Source organism: Streptomyces sp. P9-A2, assembly GCF_036634175.1.
GTDB lineage: Bacteria > Actinomycetota > Actinomycetes > Streptomycetales > Streptomycetaceae > Streptomyces > Streptomyces pratens.
In genome coordinates, this window is the sequence record NZ_JAZIFX010000001.1 from 6,112,156 (window position 1) to 6,138,822 (window position 26,667).

General features: G+C 70.7%; 23 protein-coding genes. 15 read left to right on the plus strand and 8 right to left on the minus strand.

The genetic code is table 11. From position 1 onward, the window contains the following. Window positions 1-489: 489 nt before the first annotated feature. From V4Y04_RS27705 to V4Y04_RS27745, 9 genes are all read left to right on the plus strand, one after another. On the plus strand, window positions 490-3,330 hold the full coding sequence (locus V4Y04_RS27705) for a Na+/H+ antiporter subunit A (protein WP_332431062.1): 2,841 nt from the start codon (window positions 490-492) through the stop codon (window positions 3,328-3,330). Beyond that, entirely contained in the window at window positions 3,330-4,226 is an 897-nt protein-coding gene (locus V4Y04_RS27710) for a Na(+)/H(+) antiporter subunit C (protein ID WP_332431063.1), read from the plus strand. Before V4Y04_RS27705 ends, V4Y04_RS27710 begins: the two co-directional genes overlap by 1 nt. Next, window positions 4,223-5,782 (plus strand): Na+/H+ antiporter subunit D, encoded by a 1,560-nt coding sequence (locus tag V4Y04_RS27715; RefSeq protein WP_332431064.1) that lies wholly within the window; start codon window positions 4,223-4,225, stop codon window positions 5,780-5,782. The genes V4Y04_RS27710 and V4Y04_RS27715 overlap by 4 nt, the downstream gene beginning before the upstream one ends. Further along, window positions 5,779-6,519: a Na+/H+ antiporter subunit E gene (locus V4Y04_RS27720; protein ID WP_332431065.1), complete on the plus strand. Its 741-nt coding sequence runs from the start codon at window positions 5,779-5,781 to the stop codon at window positions 6,517-6,519. The genes V4Y04_RS27715 and V4Y04_RS27720 overlap by 4 nt, the downstream gene beginning before the upstream one ends. Further along, on the plus strand, window positions 6,516-6,782 hold the full coding sequence (locus V4Y04_RS27725; protein WP_332431067.1) for a monovalent cation/H+ antiporter complex subunit F: 267 nt from the start codon (window positions 6,516-6,518) through the stop codon (window positions 6,780-6,782). Before V4Y04_RS27720 ends, V4Y04_RS27725 begins: the two co-directional genes overlap by 4 nt. Next, window positions 6,779-7,162, plus strand: a complete 384-nt coding sequence (gene mnhG, locus V4Y04_RS27730; protein ID WP_332431068.1) for a monovalent cation/H(+) antiporter subunit G — start codon at window positions 6,779-6,781, stop codon at window positions 7,160-7,162. Before V4Y04_RS27725 ends, mnhG begins: the two co-directional genes overlap by 4 nt. A 111-nt stretch (window positions 7,163-7,273) precedes the next feature. Then, entirely contained in the window at window positions 7,274-7,861 is a 588-nt protein-coding gene (locus tag V4Y04_RS27735) for a DUF5998 family protein (RefSeq protein ID WP_042173127.1), read from the plus strand. Continuing rightward, window positions 7,861-9,138, plus strand: a complete 1,278-nt coding sequence (locus V4Y04_RS27740; RefSeq protein ID WP_332431069.1) for an alkaline phosphatase family protein — start codon at window positions 7,861-7,863, stop codon at window positions 9,136-9,138. Before V4Y04_RS27735 ends, V4Y04_RS27740 begins: the two co-directional genes overlap by 1 nt. A gap of 76 nt (window positions 9,139-9,214) precedes the next feature. Continuing rightward, complete coding sequence (locus V4Y04_RS27745) at window positions 9,215-9,865, plus strand: thymidine kinase (protein WP_332431070.1); 651 nt, start codon at window positions 9,215-9,217, stop codon at window positions 9,863-9,865. Window positions 9,866-10,332: 467 nt separating this feature from the next. Here V4Y04_RS27745 and V4Y04_RS27755 read toward each other — a convergent pair whose 3' ends face one another. Both V4Y04_RS27755 and V4Y04_RS27760 read right to left on the minus strand, forming a co-directional pair. Beyond that, complete coding sequence (locus V4Y04_RS27755; protein WP_332433025.1) at window positions 10,333-11,139, minus strand: hypothetical protein; 807 nt, start codon at window positions 11,137-11,139, stop codon at window positions 10,333-10,335. A gap of 246 nt (window positions 11,140-11,385) precedes the next feature. Then, window positions 11,386-11,586, minus strand: a complete 201-nt coding sequence (locus V4Y04_RS27760) for a hypothetical protein (RefSeq protein WP_332431071.1) — start codon at window positions 11,584-11,586, stop codon at window positions 11,386-11,388. Between the two features lie 634 nt (window positions 11,587-12,220). Between V4Y04_RS27760 and V4Y04_RS27765 the strand changes: the two genes are divergently transcribed. Further along, the gene (locus V4Y04_RS27765; RefSeq protein ID WP_332431072.1) at window positions 12,221-12,433 is read left to right on the plus strand and encodes an EF-hand domain-containing protein; all 213 of its coding nucleotides are present in this window, start codon (window positions 12,221-12,223) and stop codon (window positions 12,431-12,433) included. A 219-nt stretch (window positions 12,434-12,652) separates the two neighbouring features. On the opposite strand, the gene V4Y04_RS27770 is transcribed toward V4Y04_RS27765, so the two are convergent. The 4 genes from V4Y04_RS27770 to V4Y04_RS27785 form a co-directional block, all read right to left on the minus strand. Next, window positions 12,653-13,294: an NADPH-dependent F420 reductase gene (locus V4Y04_RS27770; RefSeq protein WP_332431073.1), complete on the minus strand. Its 642-nt coding sequence runs from the start codon at window positions 13,292-13,294 to the stop codon at window positions 12,653-12,655. Between the two features lie 320 nt (window positions 13,295-13,614). Next, a complete protein-coding gene (locus V4Y04_RS27775; protein WP_332431074.1) occupies window positions 13,615-14,586 on the minus strand; it encodes an EcsC family protein in 972 nt (323 codons plus the stop codon). 227 nt (window positions 14,587-14,813) lie between these two features. Next, on the minus strand, window positions 14,814-15,422 hold the full coding sequence (locus V4Y04_RS27780) for a hypothetical protein (RefSeq protein WP_332431075.1): 609 nt from the start codon (window positions 15,420-15,422) through the stop codon (window positions 14,814-14,816). Between the two features lie 125 nt (window positions 15,423-15,547). Next, a complete protein-coding gene (locus V4Y04_RS27785) occupies window positions 15,548-16,174 on the minus strand; it encodes a hypothetical protein (protein WP_332431076.1) in 627 nt (208 codons plus the stop codon). Window positions 16,175-16,397: 223 nt separating this feature from the next. On the opposite strand from V4Y04_RS27785, the gene V4Y04_RS27790 reads away from it, so the two are divergent. From V4Y04_RS27790 to V4Y04_RS27805, 4 genes are read left to right on the plus strand one after another with little or no spacing between them, the layout of a single operon-like run. Then, entirely contained in the window at window positions 16,398-18,539 is a 2,142-nt protein-coding gene (locus V4Y04_RS27790) for a hypothetical protein (RefSeq protein WP_332431077.1), read from the plus strand. Window positions 18,540-18,556: 17 nt separating this feature from the next. Then, window positions 18,557-20,176 carry a class I SAM-dependent DNA methyltransferase gene (locus V4Y04_RS27795; protein ID WP_332431078.1) on the plus strand — a complete coding sequence of 540 codons (1,620 nt, stop codon included), beginning with the start codon at window positions 18,557-18,559 and terminating at the stop codon, window positions 20,174-20,176. Further along, window positions 20,173-21,360 carry a restriction endonuclease subunit S gene (locus tag V4Y04_RS27800; protein ID WP_332431080.1) on the plus strand — a complete coding sequence of 396 codons (1,188 nt, stop codon included), beginning with the start codon at window positions 20,173-20,175 and terminating at the stop codon, window positions 21,358-21,360. The genes V4Y04_RS27795 and V4Y04_RS27800 overlap by 4 nt, the downstream gene beginning before the upstream one ends. Beyond that, window positions 21,357-24,632, plus strand: coding sequence for a type I restriction endonuclease subunit R (locus V4Y04_RS27805; RefSeq protein WP_332431081.1), 3,276 nt, complete (start codon window positions 21,357-21,359; stop codon window positions 24,630-24,632). Before V4Y04_RS27800 ends, V4Y04_RS27805 begins: the two co-directional genes overlap by 4 nt. A 59-nt stretch (window positions 24,633-24,691) precedes the next feature. Here the strand turns inward: V4Y04_RS27805 and V4Y04_RS27810 are convergent, their stop codons facing one another. Together V4Y04_RS27810 and V4Y04_RS27815 are read right to left on the minus strand one after the other, a co-directional pair. Then, complete coding sequence (locus V4Y04_RS27810; protein WP_332431083.1) at window positions 24,692-24,907, minus strand: DUF397 domain-containing protein; 216 nt, start codon at window positions 24,905-24,907, stop codon at window positions 24,692-24,694. Beyond that, the gene (locus V4Y04_RS27815) at window positions 24,904-25,857 is read right to left on the minus strand and encodes a helix-turn-helix domain-containing protein (protein WP_332431084.1); all 954 of its coding nucleotides are present in this window, start codon (window positions 25,855-25,857) and stop codon (window positions 24,904-24,906) included. The genes V4Y04_RS27810 and V4Y04_RS27815 overlap by 4 nt, the downstream gene beginning before the upstream one ends. Window positions 25,858-26,007: 150 nt before the next feature. On the opposite strand from V4Y04_RS27815, the gene V4Y04_RS27820 reads away from it, so the two are divergent. After that, window positions 26,008-26,529 carry an ATP-binding protein gene (locus tag V4Y04_RS27820; RefSeq protein ID WP_443080098.1) on the plus strand — a complete coding sequence of 174 codons (522 nt, stop codon included), beginning with the start codon at window positions 26,008-26,010 and terminating at the stop codon, window positions 26,527-26,529. Window positions 26,530-26,667 lie beyond the last annotated feature (138 nt).

Genomic DNA, 26,667 nt, shown 5'->3' on the forward strand with positions numbered 1-26,667 from the left:
CCGGCAGCGGCAGCGGCAGTTGCCGCAGGCCCGGGAGTCGGCTCCCGGGCCTGCCGGCCGCGACGGCTTCCCGTCCGAGACGGCTTCCGGGCCGCTGTACGGGTGTGCCTGGACCGGCACGTTCGATGAGCGGAGAGAGCGGCATGCGATTCGGGGTCCTCGGCATCGGCGGGGTCGACTCCCCCCTCGCCCGGCACACCGCCGGCCACGCGGGGGCGTGGCGGCTGTCGGCCGGTGCGGATTCCTGGCCCCGTACACGCACCGGGCGCCGACGCTGAACCGCCTGCCGGCCGCGGCTCGCCGCGCCACGGGCCGCAGTCGCACGCCGGGCCCCGCTTCCGGCGCGGCGGCGCCCCGCCGGACGGCTTCCCCTGCTACACAGAGCACTGCATATCAAAATGCTGATAAACGGGATATATCCTCCAGGGTCGAGTGGCAGGGCCCGACCGCGCGTCAGCGGTCGGCCGGCGCGAAGGAGTTGGTGCTGACGTGCTGGTCCTGCTGGCCGCCTACGCGGTGGCCGCAGTGTCGATGCCCTGGTGGGAGAAGAGGCTCGGTCGTGCGATGTGGGCCGTGGCGGCCCTGGTGCCGTTGGCGACCGTGGCCTGGGCGGGCACCCGGGCGGCGCGCGTCCTGGACGGCGGCGCCTACGAGGAGTCCCTGTACTGGGCCCCGTCGCTCGGCCTGACGGTCGACCTGCGCCTGGACGCCCTGTCGCTGCTGATGCTGTGGGTGGTGGCCGGCGTCGGAGCCCTGGTGCTCCTGTACTGCCGGTACTCCGTCGAGCGCGACGCCGGCCGGCTGGCCGCCCTGCTGCTGGCCTTCGCCGGGGCGATGACCGGACTGGTGCTGGCGGACAACCTCTTCGTGCTGTACGTCTTCTGGGAGCTGACCACGGTCGCCTCCTTCCTGCTGATCGCGGGCCGCGGGGCGCGGGTGGAGCAGCGGCGGGCCGCCCGTCAGGCCCTGCTGGTGACCGCGGCCGGCGGCCTGGCGATGCTGCTCGGTTTCATCGTGCTGGGCCAGGAGGCCGGCACGTACCGCGTCTCGGAGATCCTCGCCGACCCCCCGCGGGGCGGCGCGGTCCCCGCCGCCGTGGTACTCGTCCTGGTCGGCGCGTTCACCAAGTCCGCGCAGATGCCGGTGCACGGCTGGCTGCCCGCGGCGATGGTCGCCCCCACACCGGTCAGCGCCTTCCTGCACGCGGCGGCGATGGTCAAGGCCGGGGTCTACCTGGTGGCCCGGCTGGCGCCCGCCCTGGCCGACGTGACGCCGTGGCGGCCGATGGTGCTCGGTGTGGGACTCGCCACCATGGTGGTGGCCGCGTGGCGGGCCCTGCGCGAGACCGACCTGAAGCTGCTCCTCGCCTACGGAACCGTCAGCGAACTCGGTCTGCTGACCGCCCTGCTGGGCGCGGGGACACGGACGGCGGCGCTGGCCGGAGTGGTGCTGCTGCTGGCGCACGCGGCGTTCAAGTCGGCGCTGTTCCTGTCCGTCGGGATCGTGGACCAGCAGACGGGCACGCGCGACATCCGGGAGCTGTCGGGACTGGGACGCCGGCTGCCCGTGCTGTTCGGCGTCACGGCACTCGCCGCCGCGTCGATGGCCGGTCTGCCGCCCCTCGTCGGCTTCCTGGGCAAGGAAGCGGCCCTGGACGCGTTCCTGCACGGCACCGAACTCGCCGGCCACTACCAGCTGACGGTGGTGCTCGTGTGCGGCTCCGCGCTGACCGTGGCGTTCGCGGCACGGTTCCTGCACGGCGGCTTCGGCGGGCGGCCATCGGGGACGGAGGCGCGGACCGTGCGGAGCCCGGCACCGGGATTCGTCGCACCGGTGGCCGTGCTGTCCGCGGCGGGCCTGGTGCTGGGCGTGGCGTACCCCGGCACGGCGGCCCTCACCACGGCCTACGCCGACGCCTACCCGCCCGGGGCCGGCGGACCGTACGAACTGTCCCTGTGGCACGGGTTCACGCCGGTGCTCGGCCTGTCGGCGCTGTCGCTCGTCGTCGGTGTGCTGATCCACGCGCTCCTGCGCCGCGGTACCGGGCCCGCCCGTCTGCCGCGCCTGCCCGACGTGCAGCACGCGTACGACCGTGTGGTCGAGGGCGTGGACCGGCTGGCCGTGACGCTGACCCGCAACACCCAGGTCGGCTCGCTGCCCGTCTATCTGACCGTGCTGCTCATGACGGTCGTCGCCGTGCCCGGCACGGCACTCGTGGCGGCGGCCCCGTCCCTGGGGTCACCGCCCCTGTGGCGGTACTCGCTCGAACCGGTCCTGGCCGTGGTGATGCTGGCCGCCGCCGCGACGGTGGCGGCCGCCCGGCACCGGCTCACCGCCATCCTGCTGGCCGGGGCCGTCGGCTACGCGGCGGCAGGCTTGTTCCTGGTGCGGGGAGCCCCGGACCTGGCGCTCACCCAGTTCCTGGTCGAGACGATGACACTGGTCGTCGTGGTGCTGGTGCTGCGCCGGATGCCGGCCCGGTTCGATCCCGGCCGGGGGTCGGTGCCGGGGCGTGTGCTGCGGGGCGCGCTGGCCGTCGGGGTCGGCGCCGTCGTCACCTGCTTCGCGCTGGCGGCGGCCTCCGCGCGTACGGCTCCGGTGATCTCGACCGGGTACCTGCGCCGAGCGGCGGAGACCGGGGCCCTCAACGTCGTCGACGCGATCATCGTCGACTTCCGGGCCCTGGACACGCTGGGCGAGATCTCGGTCGTGCTCGTGGCGGCGGTCGGAGTGGGCAGCCTGGTCCGGTTCCGCGACCGCGACGCGGTACCGGTCGCCGACGAGGAGCCGCCCGCCCCGTTCCCCACGACGCACTGGGACGAGCCCCGGCAGACCTGGCTGCCGGGAGCCGGCCAACGCCCCGGCGGCGAGCGCTCGGTGCTGATGGAAGTGGCCATCCGGCTGCTCTTCCCCTCGATCCTGGTGCTCTCGCTGTTCCTGCTGTTCTCCGGCCACTACCGCCCGGGCGGAGGATTCTCCGGCGGCCTGGTGGCGGGGCTGGCGTTCGTCCTGCGCTACCTCGTCGGAGGACAGGCCGACCTCGGCGCCGCTGTACGCCTGCGCCCGGTCGCGATCGCGGGCACGGGCCTGGTGGTCGCGGCGGTCGTGGCCCTCGTACCGCTCGCCGTCGGCGGTACGCCGCTGGACAGCGACCTGGTGACGTGGCACCTGCCGCTGGTGGGCGAGGTGAAGTGGGCGACCAGTCTGTTCCTCGATGTCGGCGTCTATCTGCTCGTGGCCGGTGTCGTCCTCAAGCTCCTGTCGGCGGTGGGCGTCTCGCTGGGCCGGGACGACGCGGCGGCGGTCCGGAAGGGGGAGGGATCCGCTTGATGACCGGCGCGGTGGACAACACGGTGAACACCCTCGACGTGACGATGGCCGTCGTGGTCGGCGGCCTGTTCACGATCGGCTTCCACCTCATGCTGCAACGGTCCCTGATGCGGATCGTCCTCGGCTTCATCCTCCTGGGCCACGGCACCAACATGCTGCTCCTGGTCGCCGGAGGCACCCCCGGCCGGCCCCCGGTACTGGAGGGGCGGCCGGTGGACCCGGCGGAGCCCGCCGATCCGCTGCCCCAGGCCATGGCGCTGACGTCGATCGTCATCACATTCGGTCTCACGGCGTTCCTGATGGCCCTCGCCTACCGTTCCTGGCGGCTGTCCGGCAGCGACGAGGTACGCGACGACGTGGAGGACCGGCGCATCGACTTCGCCCTCCAGCGTGCCGGGACCGACGAGGCGATCGGCCCGCCCGAAAAAACCGACGGCGACGCCCTCGGGGCCGCTGCCGACCCAGGCGGCGGCAGTGACCCCGGTGGCGAGGGCGGCCCCAGTGGTGAGGGCGATCCCGGTGGTGGCAGCGTCACTGGGGGTGAGGGCGACCCTGGTGGCGGCGGCGCACCCGGTGGCGAGGGCGCACCCGGGGGTGGGAGCGCACCTGGTGGCGGCAGCGCACTCGGGGGTGGGAGCGACCCTGGTGGCGGCGGCGCACCCGGTGGCGAGGGCGCACCCGGGGGTGGGAGCGCACCTGGTGGCGGCGGCGCACCCGGCGGCGAGGGCGCACCCGGTGGCGAGGGCGCACCCGGTGGCGAGGGCGCACCCGGCGGCGAGGGCGCACCCGGTGGCGAGGGCGCACCCGGTGGCGAGGGCGCACTCGGGGGTGGGAGCGACGGCAGTGAACCGGACCACCGGGACGACGACGGCACCGCTCCGGGGGGACACCGATGACCGCACTGCTGCTCGCCCTGCCCGTGGTCCTGCCGGTCCTGTGCGCCGGGGTGACCCTGCTCGGACTGCCCGGCCGGGCGATCCGCGTGCTGAGCGCCCTCGCGCTGGCGGGCGTGCTGGCGGACGCGGCGGCCCTGTTCGTCCTCACCGACACCCGCGGCCCGCAGTCCGTGCACATCGGAGGCTGGCCGGCGCCGCTGGGCATCACGCTCGTCGCCGACCGGCTGTCGGCACTCCTGCTCACCGTGTCCGTCCTGGTGACCCTGGCCGTGCTGCTCTTCGCCATCGGCCAGGGCACCGCGGAGAAGCGCCGGAGCTCGGCGGAGGTCTTCCACCCCGCCTACCTGCTGCTCGTCACCGGGGTCAGCCTGGCCTTCCTCACCGGGGACCTGTTCAACCTCTTCGTCGCCTTCGAGATCCTGCTCGCCGCCTCCTACGTCCTGATCACCCTGGACGCCGACGGGAACCGCACCCGGGCCGGCATGACGTACACGATCATCAGCCTGACGTCCTCCCTGCTGTTCCTCACACTCGTCGGCCTGGTGTACGCGTCCACCGGCACGGTCACCCTGGCCCAGCTCGGGCCGCGGCTCGCCGAACTCCCCGACGGCCTGCGCGGCGCGCTCGCCCTGCTGCTCCTGGCCGTCCTGGGCATCAAGGCGGCGATCGTCCCCCTGCACTTCTGGCTGCCCGACAGCTACCCCACAGCTCCGGCGCCGATCACCGCCGTGTTCGCCGCCCTGCTGACCAAGGTCGCCGTCTACGCCCTGCTGCGCACCCAGACCCTGCTCTTTCCGCGCTCCAGCGTGTGGACCCTGCTGGCCTGCGTGGCGATCGCCACCATGATCGTGGGCATTCTCGGCGCCCTCGCCCAGGACGACATCAACCGGCTGCTGTCCTTCACCCTCGTCAGTCACATCGGCTTCATGCTGTTCGGGCTCGCGCTGTTCGACACGATCGGTCTCACCGGCACGGTCCTGTACATCGTCCACCACATCGTCGTCCAGGCGGCGCTCTTCCTGGCCGCCGCCCTCGCCGTGCGCCACACGGGAACAACGGGCCTGGACAGCATGGCGCAGCTTCCGCCCCCACGGCCGCTGGTGGCCGTGCTGTTCGCGGTCCCCGCTCTGAGCCTGGCCGGGATCCCGCCGTTCTCCGGGTTCGTGGCCAAGCTGACCCTGCTGCGGGCCGGCGCGTGGCAGGGCGGCGCCGCCGCGTACGCCCTCGCCGCGGCCGCCCTGCTCACCAGCCTGCTGACGCTCTACGCCATGACCCGGGTGTGGACCAGGGCCTTCATGAGGCAGGAGCCGCACCCGGACCACCGTGACGCGCCACCGCCGGGGAAGCCGGCCCCCGACACCGCCCGCCGCCCGGAGCGCCGCGCCGACCGGTACGGAGCCGGGCTGATGAACGCCGCCACCGTCGTCATGGTGATGACCAGCGTCGCGGTCGCCGTCTGCGCGGGTCCGCTCGCCCGCGTCGGCGAACGGGCCGCACACGAACTGCTCGATCCGTGGGAGTACCGTTCCGCCGTCCTGACCGAGGAGGACCGTTGACCCGCCGGGAGAACGCCCGCCGAGTCCGGCACCACTGGCCCATGGTCGGATGGCTGTGGCTGCTGTGGATCCTGCTGTGGGGGTCCGTCGGCCCGGTGGTCCTCGTCGGAGGCCTGCTCGTCGCCGTGGCCGTCGTCAGGTCCTTCTCCCTGCCGCCGATCCTTCCCGGGGCCGTGCCCCGGCCACTGGCGATCGGACGCCTGCTGATCGACCTGCTGACGGATCTCGTGGGGTCCGGGGTCACCGTCGCCTGGCAGGCCCTGAGGTACGGAGGCAAGACGTCCGCGGCGATCGTCGAGGTCCCGCTGTACGTCGACAGCGACCTCCTGATCACAGCCGTGGCCGAACTCACGACGATCGCCCCCGGCACGCTGGTGGTGGAGATCGACCGGCGCCGGCAGCGGCTGTACGTCCACACGCTCCCGGTCCGCGCCGAAACCGACATCACCCGCCGCAGAAAGGCGGTGCAGACCGTGGAGCGCAGAGTGGCGCGGGCGGTGGGCCGCGGACGGCGCACCGGAGCGAGCGGAGACGACACCTCCGGGTCCGTCGGCGATCTCGGGTATTCCGCCGATCCCGGGTACTCCACCGGCCCCGGGTCTTCCGATGACCCGGACCCTCGGGACCGTCCGGACCGCCCGGACCGTCCGGACCGCCCGGATCACCCGGACCGCCCGGACCGCCCGGATCACCCGGACCGCCCGGATCACCCGGATGAAGGGAACAGAACCCCATGACAGCCCTGTACACCGCCACCCTGGCCGTGCTGTCGGCGGCCGGCCTGCTCACCCTGCTGCGCCTCTTGCGCGGTCCGGACGCGCTCAACCGCATCGTGGCGCTGGACGTCCTCCTGACGATGATCATCGCCGGGACCGCCGTGGGCATGGTCCTGCGCGAGGACACCACGCCCCTGCCCGTGCTCGTCGTCCTCGCGCTGCTGGCCTTCACCGGATCGGTGACGGCCGCCCACCTGATCGAGAAGCGGGAAGGCCTGCGGTGACCGTGGTGTCCGACGTGATCACCGCCGTCCTGCTCCCGACCGGCGCGGTCTTCTGCCTGCTCGGCGCCCTGGGTCTGCTCCGCTTCCCGGACATCATCAGCCGCCTGCACGCGGCCGCCAAGGCCCAGACCCTCGGCCTGATGCTCATCCTGGTGGGAACCGCCGTGCAGCTGCCCCTGCGCTACGCGCCGGTGCTGTTGCTCGTCGTTCTGTTCCAGCTGCTCACCGCGCCGATCACCAGCCAGATCGTCGGCCGCACCGCCTACCGCGTCCAGGCCCTCGACCGCGGCGCGCTGTTCCGGGACGAACTCGCCGACCGCCTCGCGCGGGACGGCACTCCGGTGGACGAGCAGCCGCCGTACGAGGACGCGGACCAGTGAAGCCTCCCCGACCGAACGGTCCGGGCCGTTACCGGCCCGGACCGGCCCGGGCGCGCGGGGAGTGCGGTGACCGGTGCCTCGCAGTCAGTGGGCCACCGTAGGATGGGCGTCATGGCCAAGACCAGTACGACGACCCAGGGGCTGCGGGCGGCGATCGAGCGCAGCGGCTACTACCCGGCCCTCGTGGCCGAGGCGGTGGAGGCCGCCGTGGGCGGCGAGCCCGTCCGGTCGTACCTGGTCCACCAGGAGACGACATTCGACCAGAACGAGGTACGGCGCCATGTGACCGTGCTCGTCCTCACCGGCAACCGCTTCATCGTCAGCCACACCGACGAGCAGGCCGCCGACACCACGTCCCCGACCCCGTACGCCACCACGTCCACGGAGTCGGTCAAGCTCGGCCGGATCTCGTCGATCGTGGTCAGCCGCGTCGTCGCCAACCCGGAGTCGTACAAGCCGGGCACACTGCCCCGCGAGATCGTGCTCACCATCGGCTGGGGCGCGGTCGCCCGCCTCGACCTGGAGCCCGCCGCCTGCGGCGACCCCAACTGCGAGGCCGACCACGGCTACACGGGCAGTTCGACGGCCGACGACCTCAGTCTGCGGGTCAGCGAGGCCGGGGACGGCCCGGAGACGGTGCGTCAGGCGCTCGCCTTCGCGCAGGCCCTCTCCGAGGCGACCGCGGACTCCGCACGCTGATGCCGCACACCTCCCCGATCCCGCACACCCCGCCCCCCGTGCCGTCCCCGCACACCCCGCCGTCCCCGCACACCCCGCCGTCCCCGCACACCCTCGGTTGGGGGGACGTCCACCCGGAGCACCTCGCCCCGGACTCCGCCCCCCTGCCCGAGTACGGCACCGGCTCGCTGGCCGACCTGCTGCCCACCCTCGCCGCCGGCATGGGCGTCCCCGGCACCACCGGCACGATTCCGGAGCTCACCCCCGCCGACCGCAACTGCGTTTTCCTGATCGACGGCCTCGGCTGGGAGCAGCTGAAGGCGCACCCGGAGGAAGCCCCGTTCATGGCGTCCCTGACGGCCGCCTCGCGCGGCGGCACCGGACGGCCGATCACCACGGGCTACCCGGCCACCACCGCCACCTCCCTGGCCTCCGTCGGCACCGGCTTGCCGCCCGGCGCGCACGGCCTGCCCGGCTACACCGTGCGCAACCCGGACACCGGCGAACTGATGAACCAGCTGCGCTGGCAGCCCTGGACCCGGCCCGACACCTGGCAGCCCCACCCCACCGTCTTCCAACTGGCCCACCGGGCGGGGGTGCACACCGCCCAGGTGTCCTCACCCGCCTTCGCGAACACCCCCCTGACCAAGGTCGCGCTCAGCGGCGGCACCTTCCACGGGCGGCTGTCCGGCGAGGAGCGCATGGACCTCGCGGCCGCCCAACTGGCCGCCGCCGACCGCTCCCTGGTCTACACGTACTACGCCGAGGTCGACGGCGCGGGCCACCGCTTCGGCGTCGACTCCGACACCTGGCGCGGCCAACTCATGTACGTCGACCGCCTGGTCCAGCGGCTGGCCGAACAGCTCCCGCCGCGCAGCGCGCTCTACGTCACCGCCGACCACGGGATGATCGACGTGCCCTTCGACGACGAGCACCGCATCGACTTCGACCACGACTGGGAGCTGAGCGCCGGAGTCGCCCTGCTCGGCGGCGAGGGCCGCGCCCGCCACGTCTACGCGGTCCCGGGCGCCGCGGCGGACGTCCTGACCTGCTGGCGCGAGGTGCTCGGCGAGCAGTTCTGGGTGGCCTCGCGGGACGAGGCGATCGACGCGGGCTGGTTCGGCCCCCGGATCGAGGACCGCGTGTACCACCGGATCGGCGACGTGGTCGCCGCCGCCCGCGACGACGTGCTGGTCATCGCCTCCGAGCGGGAGCCCAAGGAATCGGCGATGGTCGGCAACCACGGCTCGCTGACCCCTGCCGAACAACTGGTCCCCCTGCTCGAAGTACGCTCCTGAGGTTCGCCCCGCGCCGTGAGCTCCCGGCCGCCGACCCCGTGCCAGTCCGTCCCCGCCGAAAGGTGCCCAACCCCCCATGCCCGAACTGGTGTTCTTCTCCGGAACGATGGACTGCGGGAAGTCGACGCTGGCCCTCCAGATCGAGCACAACCGTTCGGCGCGCGGCCTGGTGGGCATGATCTTCACCCGCAACGACCGGGCGGGCGAGGGCAAGCTGTCCTCCCGCCTCGGCCTGGTCACGGACGCGGTGGAGGTGGGGGAGCGCGCGGACCTGTACGCCCACCTCGTCGACCATCTCTCGCGGGGCCGGCGCGCGGACTACGTGATCGCGGACGAGGCGCAGTTCCTGGGGCCGGAGCAGATCGACCAGCTCGCCCGCGTGGTGGACGACCTGGACCTCGACGTCTACGCCTTCGGCATCACCACCGACTTCCGTTCCAAGCTGTTCCCCGGTTCCCAGCGGCTGGTGGAGCTCGCCGACCGGGTGGAGGTGCTCCAGGTCGAGGCCCTGTGCTGGTGCGGCGCCCGAGCCACCCACAACGCGCGCACGGTCGGCGGGGTCATGGTCGTCGAGGGCGCCCAGGTGGTCGTCGGCGACGTCACCGACTCCGCGGACGAGGTCGGCTACGAGGTCCTGTGCCGACGCCATCACCGCCGCCGTATGACAGCCTCGACCGCCCGTGCGGCCGCTCTGTCGCCGGACGTGCTCCCGGTGTCGTCCGCCTGACCGGTGGAGCGGCCCTGACCGGTGGAGCAGAGATGAGGCAGCCGGCCCCCGTACGCTGCCCGGCGGTCGAGCACCCGGGCATCCCGATGCTCCGGCTCCACCGCCGTTCGACCGTGACCGGCGACCGCCGGCCGAGCCGCTCGTCCGGAGCCGCCGCCGCGGTGCCGGAAGCCGCCACGTCGGGTACCGGACGCGGGCCGCGGCCCCGTGCTTCCGCGACGGCCCGCACCATCAGCGACGCACCGATCCCGTGGCCCCGGGCCGACGGAGCGACGAACAGCCGGCCGACGACGGCGATCGCGTCGACGCCCACACCGGCACAAGCGCTCCACAGCCCGGGTGCCACACGGCCTCGGTGCTCCCCGAGCCCACCGGCCCCGGGCGGGCTGTCCCGGGCATGTCCCCCATGGCCGGCGCCCCTCCTGCCGGACCGCGAAGAAGAGGAGGGACGCCGGGGGCTCCACGGTTCACTCGACGCCGGTGGGGGTGGACTGCGGCGTACGCCCGGCCAGGACCTCTTCGAGCCGGGGCGTGCCCTGCCCCACGGCGGCCTCGGTCGTGTCGTGGTCGGCGCCGTCGAGTCCGCCGTTGGTGACTGTGATCGCGTCCGTGCCGATCCGGACGGCGGCGACGTCCAGGGTGAGGGTCACGGGATCCCCGCTGCTGGTGCCCTTCACCGTCACGGTCAATCCCTGCCGGGCGTCGCCCTCCTCGGGCAGTGACGTCTCGACGACCTGGACGGTGCGCTTGCCGCCGTCACCGCCGGTGAGGGTGAACTGGTCGCAGGTCTCGGGCAGCGACTTCAGCCACTTCATCGCATCGTCGAGATCGTCCTTCTGGTAGGCGGCGACCTGGTAGAGCAGTCGGGAGTCGCCCTCCTCGAAACCGGTGAGCGCCGACGCCCCGGACGGGCGGCCCAGCAGGGTCTCGTCGTAGAGCGAGTCGATCAGCCGTTGGCAGTCGGCGGCTTCGCTCTTCCCGTTGAGGAACGCGGCCGCGTCGACGTCTCCGATCAGCAGGGAGTCCCGCCAGTCCTGCGGGTTGTCGACCTGGTCCCAGGAGTCCTCGATGTCCGCCTCGGTGATCAGCGCGTTGCGCGCGCCGGTCTCGGTGAGGTCAGGGGTGGGGGAGGCCGGGGGTGTGGTGGTCGGCGACGTGGTAGTGGTCTGCGTGGCGGGGGTGGAAGCGGTCTCCGACTCGGCCGCCGAGCCGCCGTCCCCGTCGGAGCAGGCCGCTGTGAGGAGCAGCGTCCCGGTGGTCAGAGCGGTGACCAGGAAACGGGCCGGAAGGGTTGCCGCGCGCGGTGCGACAGACGGCCGGGTGACCGGGTGCGGCGCACGCGCACGCGCCACGGTCGCGCGGGACGAGTGGACGGCAGGGCGAGGGGTGGTCACGAGTGCCTCCTGAGGACGGGACGGTCGCTCGGCGCGTGTGTGCTCCGGACGGCTTCCCCCGCTCCTCACCGCACCACCGGTTCGCTCGCGCCACCAGCGCATCGGAGGCATACGGGTGAAGGCCGGTCACCGGCCGGCCCCGTCGGTGACCGCCTCCGCGAGCCGTGGCTCCTCCGCGGGGTCCAGCCTGCCCTCGGCGAGACGGAGGACCTTTTCCTCGTCCAGGCCGAACGTGTCCGGTCCCACACGGTGCCGTGTGGGGTGAGAGGCGTCCGGCAGCCGACGCGACAGGTGACCGGCGGGCTTGCTGAGCGGCTTGTCGTGCACGGACCCTCCCGGCGGACCGCTGTGGTGACGTCTTCCCGGCCGTCGGACCCCCTGCCGGGCAGACGCCGGCGGGCGGCCCCGTCCCACGCGTTCGTCGACGACTGCGCCCCCACAGTGCCGCTTCAGCTGCGCGGGCGCCCGTCCGGTGACCCGGTCGGGCGACGCCCCGCGTCACGGGCGATGCCCCGCGTCACGGGCGATGCCCCGCGTCACGGGCGATGCCCCGCGTCACGGGCGATGCCCCGCGTCACGGGCGATGCCCCGCGTCACGGGCGATGCCCCGCGTCACGGGCGATGCCCCGCGTCACGGGCGATGCCCCGCGTCACGGGCGGCGCCCGCACGGTGGGCGGCGAGAAAGCGGTCGAGGGGGTGGGGAGCAGGCCGTGCTCGGTGATGTGGGCCGGCGGACCGGAACGACAGGCTGCGGGAGCGCCTCGCGGCGACGGAGGTGTGTGCGGCCCGCTGCCGGGGACTGTCCGCGATCGTGAACGGAAGGGAGCCTCCTGCCCTCCTGTGGGGCGGAGTCCGGGTGAGGGATCGCCGTACCGAGGGCTCGCACGGGCGGATAGTCTGACCTGCGTCATCAGGACTCCCGGGGAGTCCTGCGGAGTACGAGACCAAAGGGACGCACCGGTGGCGGAGATCGAGGAAGCACGCAAGCAGTTCGAGCGGATCGACGCGGACGGGGACGGGTTCATCACCGCTGCCGAGTTCAAGAGCGCCCTGGCCCAGGGCGGCGACTGGAACGTCACCGATTCGGTGGCGGAGGCCCTCATCAAGTCCCGCGACCTGGACGGCGACAAGCTCCTGTCCTTCGACGAGTTCTGGGCACACCTGAACAAGTGAGCCCCACGCCGGGGTCCGGTTCCGCGCACCTTCGCGGCGGGCCGGGCCCCCGGCCGGGGACACCGGTGCGCCATCGGCCGGTGAGGAGGGGTCCGAGACCGGCGTCCGCGAGGGCCTGCGCCCTCGCAGTGCGGTTCTGCCACCGCTTCGACGCGCAGGCCGGGCGGACAGCCGTTCCGCGGACGGGCCGGGCACTCCAAGCCCGGCCCGTTCAGTTCGTCACGGCAGGATCGCGATGCTGCTCGACCAGTTCAGGCCGAGCCGCTCCTGTGACGCCATGTGCAGGAACTGGAAGCCCTCCAGCTCGCGTGCCCGGCGCAACGGCCCCACGTCCAGGGGACGCATCCCCGCCGAGGAGACGAGCTCCGAGACGGCCTGCTTCGCGGCGTCGTCGTCCCCCGCGACGAACACGTCCAGCGGCCGGCCGGCCACCTCACCGGTGACGAGCGGCCCGGCGAAGGTGGTGTTGAAGGCCTTGACCACCCGGGCCTCCGGCGCGGCGGCGGCGATCTGCTCGGCGGCCGAGGTGCCGGGTTCCACGACGAGTGAGTCGAAGGTGGAGAAGTCCACCGGGTTGGAGATGTCGACGACGACCTTTCCCGCCAGAGCGCCGGCCCACGCGGTGGCCACGTCGCGTCCGGCCGGGTAGGGCAGAGCGAGCACCACGATGTCGGAATCGGCCACCGCGCCTTCGTCCGCCGACGCGACATCCGCCCCGGAGGCCTCCTGGCTCAGCGTCGTGGCCAGGTCGTCCGCCTTGGCCCGGGTACGGTCGTACAGCCGGAGGGAGTGTCCGCCGGCCAGCGTCCGGGTACCGATGCCCCGGGCCATGTTCCCGGCACCGGCGATGGTGACGATCATGCGTTGCTCCGTACGTTGTCGGGTGGCCCGGGGAGGACCGTGCGCGGTTCACGCCGCTCGCGTGCCTCTTCACCGTGACACCCCCGGGCCGCCTCTGCCACCGCCCGCAGTGCTTCCGGCTGACGCCGCTGCCGGGAGGGAAGCTCGCTCCGTCTCCAGCCGTGCGAACTGCTTCTCGCTCAGCCTCGGCTCGGAATCTCCCGGCAGATCCTCTACCGGCACGTCCCACCGGGACGGCGAAGCACGACCTGACGGGGCGAGGGTGCCTGCCCGCAAGTGGGGACCCATGGAGTCTGCGTCGTGGACCCGGCGGCCGTCACTTACGTGGCGTCGGTCTGGGGGTCGTCGTCCCAGCCGGCCGCCAGTGCGGCAGGCAGCGGCAGCCCGTACTTCTCGCACAGGAAGCGGGTCTGGCAGTACCGCTGGGTATCGGCGGCCACCCTCCCGAGGACCGCGGAATTCATTCCGGCACCGATGAGGACACCCACGAACGGCACGACCTTGGCGACGTTCTTGACCGGCACCCTGGCGCCGGCCGGACCGAGCTGCTTCATCAACTTCTCGAGGGCGGCGAGGAGACGGTGGTCCTGGCGGAGCTTGTTCGACCACCTCACGCGGTCCTTGACCGCGTTCGCCGCCCGTGCGGTGTCACGCAACGGCTTGGCTTTGGCCGCCTGTGCCATGAAGGACTGCTGTACCAGGCGTTGGATGAACATCTGCTCATTGGGGTCTTTGGCGTCGTAGCCGTAGGAGTACGCGATGCGCGCTGCGATCGACGTGCTCAGAACCTGGATGACGAGGATGTCCGCTGTCATCGCGACGGGGATACCGGCGACGGGGACCATGGCCAGCATGCCCATGGCGCCTCCTTCGACCGCGCCGGTGGCCCGCCACTTGAGGGTGTTACGGGTCAGTAGCCGGTCGCAGACCTTGAGGTCCTGCTGCCGTAGTTCGGTGAAACTGTCGAGTTCGATGCCTCGCTTGCGGGCGAGCTTCTCGACGTTCTTCGGGTCGTTGAGCTCCAGGACCGAGTCGTTGACCAGCTCGAGCAACGCTGCCGCGCCTGCGAGTGCCGGTCGCATGGCCTTGTCGGCGACCGCGTCGCCCGCGCGACGGACAGGTTCCGCGACCGCCTCCGGCACAGCGTCCTTGACCCGTCTCGCGGCGTTTCCTGCGGCCTCGCCGGTGCGTCCGAGCGCGGCGCTCGCCCAGTTCGGCAGACCGCGACGGTTGTCGCGACGCTGCCAGTGTTCATTGAGCGTGTCCCATACCTCCCGCTCGTACACGCTCATCGGAGGTGCACCGTCGGTCGGAGGTGCACCGTCGATCGGGGGCGCATCGTCCATCGGGGATGCACCGTCGGCGAGCGGGGCGGCGTAACTGCTCATTGGGGTTCTCCGTTTCGACTGTCATCGCTGGGTTCACGGTGCCTTCCCAGCCGATACGTGGGTGAAGTACATCTTCCAGTGGTGAGTTCCGGGAAAGGAGTGGAATGCGCTGATTCCGAGCCGGTCGGCTTTCAGCCGCCGAGGGTGAACGCGAGTCCTCCCGCGCGCAGTTCGTCCTCGGTCTGGGTGAGTCCGCCGCGGTGGGAGACCTCGACCGTGTAGAACTTCGAGCCCGGCGCGATGTCGTCGACCGTGAACGGGAACTCGCAGCCCAGCTCCGTCTTCTGGCCGAGGCCCAGGCTTCCCATGGCGACGAGGGTTCCGGCGGCGTCGGTGACGTTGACCTGGGTGCCGAAGTCGATGTCGGAGTAGCCGTCCGTCCCGGAGCACAGTTCCTCGGGGTCCAGACCCGCGCCGATCCCGGTGACGGTGAGGGTCCCGTCAGTGCTGAACGGCCCCTCCACCTCCTCGGCCCGCTCGGCGCTCACGGAGGGCGAAGCGGACGCACCGGCTGAGGGCGCGTCGGTCCCGCCGCCACCGGCCAGGGACATCCCTGCCCAGCTCGCTCCCACCACGGCGGCGCCGAGCCCGGCACCGATCGCGAGGACCGTGCCGCGCGACAGCCGCGACCAGCGGGAGGCGGAGCCAGAAGTGGGGCCCGGCTCCTCGGCCGTCACCCCGGGCGCCTCGGGAGCCGTGTTCGGGGGAGGGGGGTGAGGCTGCTGCTCCGGGACGGACATCGCGGGACTTCCTTTCGGGCGGGTGGCGGAGGGCAAGCGAGGGGCGGGCGGTCCGGTCTCGGCGGACCGCCCGCCCTGGGTCCGCCGCGTCCCCCCACGAGCGCGGCGGCGTGTGCGGCGGCCGGTCAGCCGACCTTGGTCCACTCCTGGCAGCCGTTGGACTCGAAGTACTCGCCCTTGTTGACCGTCACCCGGCCCTGACCCTGGAGGTTGTCGTTGGCGATGATCGCGCCGAACTCACCGGAGGCATCCTTGGTACGCGCCCAGTAGCAGTTCTCGATGATGCTGCTCTTGTCGGGCCCCGCGGTCTTGTAGGTGCCGGCCTGCATGTCCTCGCCGACGAGGTACTGGCCGTCGCCCTCGACCGTGGTGGGCGGTCCGGGCTTCTTGGCGGGCTTCGGCGTGACGGTGACCTTCTCGGTGACCGTGGCGGCCGGCTCCGGCTTGCCGCCCTTGGCGGGCGCGGTCTCGGTGACGGTGGCGGCCGGGGCGGGGGCGGCGGAGTCGTTCTTGCCGCCGGACTCCCCGTCGCCGCCGATGCTGGCGCCGATCACGAGGGCGACGAGCGCGGTCGCGCCGTGGGTGAGCCATGTCTTGCGGCGCGACGGCTTCGGCGCCGTCGGCATGCCCGCCGGAGGCTGCCCGGCACCGGCCGGCGGAACCGGCATCGGCGGTACGGCGCTCCAGCTCGGCGCGTTCCCGAAGCCGGAGGGCTGAGGGGTGCTGGGCGGTGTCGAGGGCGGGTGGCTCATCGCGGTGATCCTCCGGTTCGGCGTCATGGCGCTTGGTGGTCACAAGGTGCCCGCCGTTCCGGTGATGCGCTGAGGAGATCACTGATAACCCGTATTATCAGGTGGGTTTCCTTCCGTGAACCGACCTCGCTGTAGATTACTGACGCCTGCCCCACTGAAGAGGGGTGGCCCGCGAGGCGAGGAAGCCGGCCTCGGTGACCCAGGGGAGAGGGGGACGCGTCCGATGACGACGCACACGACCGCGCGGACGCCCTCCGCCATCCTGCCCGAAACACCGGACTGGCGGATCACATACGCCGAGATCGCCGCCCTCGCCCAGGTCAAGCGCCCGGTCACCACCACGTGGGCCCGCCGCCACCCCGACTTTCCCGCGCCCGTCGCGCACGAGGACGGACGTCCCCTGTTCGACGCCCGCGCGGTTGTCGACTGGCTCGTCTCCACCGGCCGAGGCAACACCGACCACCGCCGGCTCCGCGCCGAGCTCGCTCTGCACACCCTGGCCGCCTGGCGCACCCCGTCCCTGTCCGCGTCCGTCCTGCTCGGCGCGCTGACCTCCTTGGTCTGCCTGCACCAGCAGCTTGACGCCCGCGTCGCGGACGGCCACCCCTGGAGCGCGCTCCTGGAACGGGCCGCCGACCTCGACCCCGACGACCGCTTCCTCCTCTCCGAACTGCGGGCCTTGCCCGACCCGGACCGCACCGGCCCGGCTCTCGCCCACCTCGCCGACGAACTGATCGACGCCGCCTACAACCCCGCCGAGGCCTTCGACTGGATCCTCCAGGCCCGCCACCGCCTCGGCTCCCACGACCCGGCCGCCGACGGACCCACCCCGACCGTGGTCCGCGCCCTCGCTGCCCTTTCCGGCGTCGACACCCTCGACGAGGGAGCAGTGGTCGCCGTCCCGCACGCCCGCGCCGGCGACCTCCCGGCCGCCCTCCACGACCGTGCCGCCGAGGACTCCGGCCACGTCTACCTCGCCGCCGACCCCGACCCGGCCCGCGTGCGCTTGGTCCGCCGGCGGATGCTGGTGCGCGGGGTGTACGAGTTCCGGCTCGACGTCGTCGAGGGCGAGGAACTGACCGCCGACGAGTGGGGCTACCCGAACCTCCTCGTCTGCGCCCTGCCCTACGAGGCCGCCGAGACCCGCGACGCGAAGGCGGTCCTGGAGCAGGTCGCCGCCCTCACCGACTACCTCGACACCGGAGCCACCGCCGTCGTCCTCGGCCCCGCCGACGTCTTCACCGGCCCGCTCTCCCGGCACGGCGACGCCGACCGCCTGCGCCGTTCCTTCCTGAAGCCCGGTTTACTCAAGGCGGCGATCAGCCTCCCCGACGGCGCCTACGCCTACCGCCCCGGCTACCGTACGGCGGTCTGGCTCCTCGCCCGCGTCCCCGAGGACCAGCGCACGGGTCTCGTTCTCCTTGCGGACTACTCCGCCCGGCCGCTGACTGAGCCTGTCCTGGACACGCTCGCCGAGGACATCTCCATCTGGCGTGCCTCGGGATGGACCTCCGACCGGCGTCACGAACCGCGCCACGCCGCGATCGTCCACGGCACCGACCTCGACGGCCGTCCCGGTGCCGCGTTCACGCCGCAGCACCGGACGTTGGCGTCCCGCCACACGCGGACGGTGGCGGAACGCCCGGCGGTCATCGCGGACCTGGAAGGGCGGCTGAGTGAACTCCACGAGCGTTCGCGTACCAGCGAAATTCGGCTACACGCCCAAGCGGAACTGCGCCCCGAGAACCAGCCGGTACGCCGTACGTCCGTCGGCCGTCTCCTGCGCACCCGTCGCCTGCGCCGCCGCCCCGGCCACCGCTTCGCCCCCGAACACCTCATCTCTGAGGGCCACTACACGGTCCTTACCCCCGAGGAGATCCTCGGCACCGCCCGCATCGGTGGCCGTCGCATCGACCGGGGCATCCTCCTCACGGCCTACGAGCACGCCCAGTTCACCGAACCAGGGGACCTTGTCGTTACTGCCCATCCGAACTTCGGCGTTCACGTCGACCCAGAGGGCGTCTCGCTGGTCGCGGCCCCGGCCCGCATTCTGCGCGTGCATCCCGATGCGGACCCGCCGGTACGACCCCGGGTGCTTGCCGCGCTGTTGCGTGCCGCTGCCGCCGAGCACGCCCGCACCAGCGGCGCCGTGCGCGCGTCCCGTCGGATCGAGGACTTGGTCGTCCCCGACCTGAGCCGCGCCGAGGCTGATCTCTACGAGGCCGTCCTTACCGAGATCGAGAACCGGGCGGCACTGCTGCGCGAGCAGACCGCCGCGCTCGACGAGTTGACCCGTGTGATGGCGGCCGGCATGACCGACGGCTCGCTCACCATTCAGCCACTTCCGTACACCGACGCCCACTAAAGGAGACGGTCCATCAAATGCCTGCAAGTAAAGGAAAGCCCGCTGATCAGGCGGAGCTGTTCAGCGCCTCCACCGCCAAGGAGATCCAGGACATCCTCTGGAAGGCAGCCGACAAGCTGCGCGGCTCCATCGACGCCGCCCAGTACAAGGAGTTCGTCCTCGGCCTGATTTTCCTGAAGTACGTCTCGGACGCCTTCGACGAGCGCCGCACCGAGCTCGCCAAGGAACTCATGGAGGAGGGCATCGCCGAGGACCGCCTCGACGACTTCCTGGAGGACCGCGACGAGTACACCGGCGCGCACGTCTTCTGGGTCCCGGAGACCGCCCGCTGGTCCTGGATCGCCACCCATGCCAAGGCCCAGGGTGTCGGCAAGCTCCTCGATGAGGCGATGGACGCGATCATGCGGGAGAACGCCTCCCTGACCGGTGTCCTCCCCAAGATCTTCAACCAGGACCGCGTCGACCAGAAGCGCCTCGGTGAACTCGTCGACCTCATCAGCGACGCCCGCTTCGGCGGCAGCGGGGACAAGCCGGCGCAGGATCTGCTGGGCGAGGTGTACGAGTACTTCCTGGGCAACTTCGCGCGGGCGGAGGGCAAGCGGGGCGGTGAGTTCTACACGCCGAGCTCCGTCGTCCGGCTGATCGTCGAGATCCTGGAGCCGTATGAGGGGCGGGTGTACGACCCGGCGTGCGGGTCGGGCGGCATGTTCGTGCAGGCCAGCAAGTTCATCCAGGCGCATCGGGGCCGGGGCCACAAGGCCGACATCGCGGTCTACGGCCAGGAGCTGAACGAGCGCACTTGGCGCTTGGCCAAGATGAACCTCGCCATCCACGGCATCGACGGCAACCTTGCTGCCCGCTGGGGCGACACCTTCGCCGACGACAAGCACCCGGACCTCAAGGCCGACTTCGTGATGGCCAATCCGCCCTTCAACATCAAGGACTGGGCGAGGGACGAGACCGACCCGCGCTGGAAGTACGGGGTCCCTCCGAAGAACAACGCCAACTACGCCTGGCTCCAGCACATGATCTCCAAGCTGGGGGAAAAGGGAACGGCCGGAATTGTGCTGGCCAACGGCTCCATGAGCTCCCAGGCCAGCGGGGAGGGCGAGATCAGGCAGGCACTGGTGGAGGCCGACCTGGTGGCGTGCATGGTCGCGCTGCCCTCGCAGCTCTTCCGCACGACCCAGATCCCGGCGTGCTTGTGGTTCCTGTCAAAGGACAAATCCCCCCAGGGGGCCCGGCGGCTTGATGACCGGCGGGGTGAGATCCTGTTCATCGACGCTCGTGAGATGGGCGAGATGGTGGACCGCGCGGAGCGCGTTTTCTCGGAGGTCGATCTGAAGAAGATCGCCGAAACCTATCACGCGTGGCGCGGTACGGAATCGGCGCGCCAAGCCCAAATGATTTACGAGGACGTGCAGGGATTCTGCCACTCAGCCGATCTGGAGGAGGTGCGGGAGCAGGGGTATGTGCTGACGCCGGGCCGGTATATGGCGGCTCTCGAGGCGGAGGAAGAGGACGCCGAGGTCATTGCCGAGCGGATCAGCGGTCTGACAGAGGAGTTGTACGGGCTGTTCAATGAGTCGGCGGAACTGGAGTTGACCGTCCGGAAGGCATTGGGGAGCATCGTATGAGCACGTGGGACTCCGCAACCATCGGTGATGTGTCACACGTGGTGACCAAGGGGACCACTCCCACCAGCATGGGACGCCCTTTCACCGCCTCGGGAATTCCTTTCGTCAAGGTTGAGTCCATCAAGGAGAACGGCTCCGTCGATCTGCGAAAGACGGCATTTATTGACGAGGAAACTCATGAGCTCCTGAGACGTTCCGCCCTGAGGGTCGACGACATTTTGTTCACCATCGCGGGCACTATCGGCCGTGCGGCACGGGTGACACCCGACATCGTGCCGGGAAACACCAACCAGGCAGTTGCTGTGATCAGACCGGACGCGCGCAAGGTGGAACCACGTTTTGTCCTTTACTGCCTTCGCGATGAACAGCGTGTCCGAAGGGCGCAGTCACGGGTCGTGCAATCCGTGCAGGCGAACCTGAGCCTGAGTGAACTGCGCTCGGTTGAGATCCTGTTGCCATCGCTCGATGAGCAGAAGGAGATCGTCTCCGTTCTGGGAGCTCTCGATGACAAGATCACCGTCAACGAGCGCATCGCGGCCAAGGCCGACGAGCTGCTACGGGTCATGTACCAGGGTGCTTGCAACCGTACTTTCGAATCGATCGCCATCGGTGCTCTGGGGAAACTGGTCAGGGACGGCGTGTCGGCTTCTTCTCTCACGGGCGAGGAGAGTTACATCGGCTTGGAGCACATGCCGCGGCGAAACATGTGGCTCACCGCTTGGGAGACCGATGCCGATATCACCAGTGGGAAATCGAGGTTTGCTTCGGGTGACGTACTTTTCGGGAAGCTGCGTCCTTACTTCCACAAGGTTGGCCTGGCGCTGAATCCGGGTGTCTGCTCTACGGACATTCTTGTGGTCCGGCCTGTAGAGGCGGTGCGTCTCGGATGGCTCCTGCTCGCGCTGTCGAGTGATGAGGTCGTTGCCCATGCGTCGGCTGTGGGCGACGGCACCCGGATGCCCCGGGCCAAGTGGAAGGACCTGGAGACGTTTCACGTGCCGTGGCCCGAAGAGGAACATGTCAGTCATCTGAATGATGTCGTCCGCTCCATGGCGGCGCGCATCGAGTTCTGCGTCGCGGAGTCCCGCGCGCTCGCTGCCCTTCGCGACACCCTTCTCCCTCGACTTATGTCCGGTCGCCTCCGCATCAAGGACGCCAAGAAGATTGTTGAGGACGCCACATGACAACGTCCCACGACGGAAACGAGCCCGACGACAGAACTCACCGCCGCCCCACCGAAGCCGACTGGGAGCTCCTCGCCCTCGACGAGCTCGCCGAGTTGGCCTGGCAGCCGGCCTCCGGTAACGCGTTCGCCCCCGGTTCCGACCACCGAAAGTCTTGGGACGACCTGATTCTCTACCCGGATCTCCAAGAGGCGATCGAGCGCCTGAACCCGGACCTGCCCCCGGACGCAGTCCGCGAAGCTGTGGCGACCGCCGCCACCCCCGGCTCCCAGGACACCTACGAGGAGAACCGGGCCGCCCACCGCCACCTCACCACCGGCATACGGTCCGTCACCTACACCGACTCCCACGGCGCCGAGCACAACCCCACTATCCGCCTCCTCGACCTGGCGGACCCGGACGCGAACACCTACCGTGCCCTCAACCAGGTCACGGTGATCGACGGCGACAAGAACCGCCGCTTCGACGTCATCCTGTACGTCAACGGCCTGCCCCTCGCCGCCATCGAGCTGAAGCGCGCCGGTGACGAGGACGCGACGCTCCAGACGGCCCACGCCCAGGTGGCGCGGTACGTCCTGGAGTTCCCGACCGCCTTCCGCTACAACACGATCGTCCTGCTCTCCGACGGCATCACCGCGAAGTACGGCACACCGTTCACCCCGTACGAGCACTTCGCCCCGTGGAACACGGACGAGTTCGGTGCCCGTGTCGACCCGCTGACTGCCGACGGTTTCTCGGAGTCGGGGCAGAACCTGGCGCTTCACGGCCTGTTCACCCAGTCCCGCTTCCTCGAACTGATCCAGTCCTTCATCAACTTCGTCCCGTCGAAGCGGATGAAGCGGATTGCGAAGCCGCACCAGTACCACGCGGTCACCCGCGCCGCCGAGGAGGTCCGCACCGCATCGGCGAGCAACGGCAAGGCCGGCGTTGTCTGGCACACCCAGGGTTCCGGCAAGTCGGAGGAGATGGTACTCACCACGACCATGGTGATGCGGGACCCGGCGCTGCTGAACCCGACCGTCGTGGTCGTCACCGACCGCACGGACCTCGACGACCAACTCTACTCGACGTTCCAGGAGAGCGAGATCCTTCCGGAGTCGCCCCGCCAGGTCGTCACCCGCGCCGAACTCCGGGAGGAGCTCGCGGCGAAGAGGACGGGAGGGATCCTCTTCACCACGCTCCAGAAGTTCGGCAAGACCAAGGAAGAGCGGGAGTCGGGCACCGACCACCCGATGCTCTCCGACCGCCGGAACATCGTCGTCATCGTCGACGAGGCCCACCGCAGCCACTACGACGACCTCAACGGCCTCGCCCGCCACCTGCGCGACGCACTCCCGCACGCCACACTGCTTGCCTTCACCGGCACACCGATTTCGGAGGCCGACCGCAACACCCGCGAGGTGTTCGGCGACTACATCGACGTCTACGACCTCAAGCGGGCCGCCGACGACGGCGCGACCGTGAAGGTCTACCACGAGAGCCGCGTGATCCAACTCGTCCTGGACCGCGACATCGACCCGACCACCATCGACGAGGAGGCCGACCGGATCACCGACGGCCTCGACGACACCGAGCGCCGACGCGTCGAACAGGCCGTGGCGACGATGAACGCCATGTACGGGGCGCCGGCCCGCATACGGGACCTCGCGGCCGACTTGGTGGACCACTGGGAGGCCCGCCGGGAGCGGATGAAGCCCTTCGTCGGCGCCTCCGAGTCGGGCGGGGCACCCGGCAAGGCGATGGTGGTGTGCGCGACGCGTGAGATTTGCGTACGCGTCTACGACGCACTGCGCGAGCTGCGCCCCGAGTGGCACAGCGACGAGTTCGAGAAGGGCACGATGAAGATCGTCTTCTCGTCGAACTCCCGCAAGGACCCGGACGCGCTGCTTGCCCACGCGCTGACCGACAGTCGCCGCAAGGCCGTCATCAACCGGGCCAAGGACCCCGACGACGAGCTGGAACTGCTCATCGTCAACAACATGCTGCTGACCGGCTTCGACGCCCCGCCGATCCACACCATGTACCTGGACCGGCCGCTCAAGGGCGCCAACCTGATGCAGGCCCTGGCCCGCGTCAACCGCCGTTTCCGCGGCAAGGAGGACGGCCTCCTCGTCGGCTATGCTCCGCTCACAGAGAACCTCCAGCGGGCCATCGCCGAGTACACCGAGGCCGACCAGCGCGACCGCACCCTCGGCCAGGACGTCGAGCGCGCACTGGACGAGCTGCGCAACGAGTACGACGTCCTGACCGGCATCCTGCGCGGCTTCGCCTGGGAGCCGTTGCTCGACCGGCCCGGTCCCAAGGCGTTCGTCGACGCGGCCCTGCGGAGCGCCGAGTACCTGCTCGACCCCCGCACGCCCGGCAACAACCCGGAGCAGCTCGACGATCCACGCCAGACACTGAGCCGCCGTTTCCGCGAGCACGCCTACCGCCTTGAGCGCTTCTGGGCTCTGGCGGGCAGTTCGAAGCATGTCGGGGACCGGTTCGCCGACCGGCCGGCCTGGAAGCGGCACATCCAGTTCTTCGTCGAGGTCCGCGCTTACGTGGCGAAGTTGGATGCCATGAACCGCGAGGCACGCGGGCTCCCCGTCGCCCGCGACGTCGAGCTGTACCTCTCCCAGCTCACGTCATCGGTGGTGGAGACGGGCGGAGTGACGGATCTGTTCGCCGAGGCCGGGCTGGAGACCGCCGACCTCACCCACCTCACCGACGCACTCGTCGCCCAGCTCCAGAACAGCGACACCCCGCACCTGGCGGCCGAAGCGCTGCGGCGGCTCGTCGAGCGGAAGATGCGCGAGGTCACCCGGCACAACATCGTCCGGCAGACCACGTTCTCCGAGCGCCTCCAGGACCTGATGGTGCGCTACATGCGCCAGCAGTACACCAGCGCCGAACTCATCGCCAAACTGGTCGAGATGGCCAAGGAGGTCATGGCCGACGCCAATCGGGGCGAGAAGTTCGACCCGCCCCTGAACTGGCGTGAACTCGCCTTCTACGACGCCGTCGCCGACCACGGCACGGCCCGCTCGCTCATGGGCGACGAGGTCCTGGCCGGCATCGCCCGCGAACTGGTCACCGAGGTCCGCCGTCAGCTCAAGCCCGACTGGATCGCCCGCGAGTCCGTCCGCGCCCGTCTGCGCAGCACCATCAAGCGCCTCCTGGCCCGCAACAACTACCCGCCGGACCAGCAGAAGGAGGCCATCGACCTGGTCCTCCGCCAGATGGAGCACTTCGCCAACGAGTGGTCCGAGAAGGGGGTCCCGGAGGACTGAACGCCAGAGCCCTGCCGACCGAGACTGAAGTTGGCAGGGCTCTCGCGCCCGTACGAGTGTCAGACGTGCCGCTCCGACGAGGCCAGTCCGACAAAGCCTGCCCAGGCCTCAGGTGAGACCGTAACGACAGGCCCGGTGATGGTCTTCGAGTCACGGACGTGCACAGCAGCCGAACCGGCTGCGACCTCTACACACTGACCGCCCTCGGTTCCGCTGTAGCTGCTCTTGAACCAGGTGAGGTCGGATGCGGCGGTTGAGGACTCAGCGTTGTTCATAGCGATGCCAGCAACCCTTCGATGGACTTCGTTGACTCTCGCGGACTGAGAGCTTGTGATCGGATAATCCCATAGCGTGCAGCCGCGAGAGCCGTCTGTTCCGGGTCGGTCTCAAGAGAACTGGTCGAGTGAGTCTCTGCGTAGACGAACTTCTTGCCATCCTTCCTGGTGACAACCGTGAACGGTCCATTCACGCCTGCGTTCTCCTCGCACTCGGTCGGCATGACCTGGATCTCGACGTTCTGCTTCTGACCGGCGAGGAGAATGAGCTCCAGCTGACCCCGCAGCACATCCGTGCCGCCGTAGCGATGTCGCAACACCGCCTCATTCACTACGAAGCTCAACAGCGGGGCCGACCTGCGGTCGAAGATGTCCTGCCGGGCCAGCCGAGCGGTCACCCGCTGCTCGACCGTTTCCGGGCCAAGGGGCGGTTGCCGCATCGCGAGCAGCGCCCTCATGTAATCCTCGGTCTGGAGCAGCCCGTTGACGACATGTGTGTCGTACATGAGCAGCTCAAGGCACTCCTTCTCCAAGGCCGCCATCCCCTGGAAGAACACCGGATACTGAGCCCGCTCCACCTGCTCCTTCCACAGGCACAGCAACCCGCCGGCCCCCAGCACCTCGTCCGCCCGCTCGATCGTCCGGGGCGTCGGAATCCGCCTCCCCTGCTCAAACGACGCGATCGTGGACGCCGAGTACCCGAGCCGCCGCCCGAACTCCTCGCGCTCCAGGCCCTCCCGCACCCGCAGCGTCTTCATGGTCTGTCCGAACGCGACGACGACGCCTCGCCCCGCCTCGTCCTCCGGGCGCCGCCCGGCCCCGTCGTCGTTCTCCCAGCCGTCTCCGAGACTCACGACCGCCGCTCCCGCGCCGCAGCCGTCGCCGTCACCGTTCTCACGCTCCCCGGGAACCGCCTCGGTCCCGGCCTCCACGCCCGTGCGCTCCGCCATGTCCACCACCGCCTTCTCTCGCTCAACACCCCCGCAAGCGACGCCGTCACGGCGCGCAGCTCCTACTCGCGCGGACGGCGTGCGTACAACCGCCCCCTGTCGCTGCGTCACCACTGGTCACGCTACGCGACCGACGGGACCGTGAGGGGTGTGACGACGAAACCCATCAATCCCACCGACACCACCGAAACCGGCCAGCCCATCACCCCCTGCGCCCCCTTGGAGGTGGTCCCGCCCCCGTCCCGCACCTTCGAGATGCGCTTCACCTCCACACCCCGCGGAGCCCGCCTCGCCCGCCGCCTCGCGGCCGTCCGCCTGGACGCGTGGGGCATCCCGTACGCCACCGGCCCGCACGACGCGGTCGTGCTGATCGTCGCGGAGTTCACCGCGAGCGCCGTACAGCACGGCCACGTCCCCGGCCGGGACTTCCACCTCCGCCTCCACGCGACCCCCGACGGCCGCACCGTACGCGTGGAGGTCACCGACACCCGCGCCGAACGCCACCCGCGCCGCCCCACCGCTCCGGAGGAGATGGACGGCACCGACGAGGCTGGCCGCGGCCTGCTTCTCGTATCGCGGCTTGCGACCCGGTGGGACTGGCACCCGCGCCCGGACGGCCCGGGCAAGACCGTCTGGGCGGAGTACGCGCTCCTGCCCCTGTCCTGGCGGTGAACCGCTTCTCCCCACCTCTGCAACAGTTCCCTATTGCATCGTCAACTTCCTTGATAACCAGGGTTATCGAGCAAGTAAGCCGAAGAAATCCCGCCCGCTCCTACGGTTCCGTCCATCGACAGGCACCCGGCGGCGGCC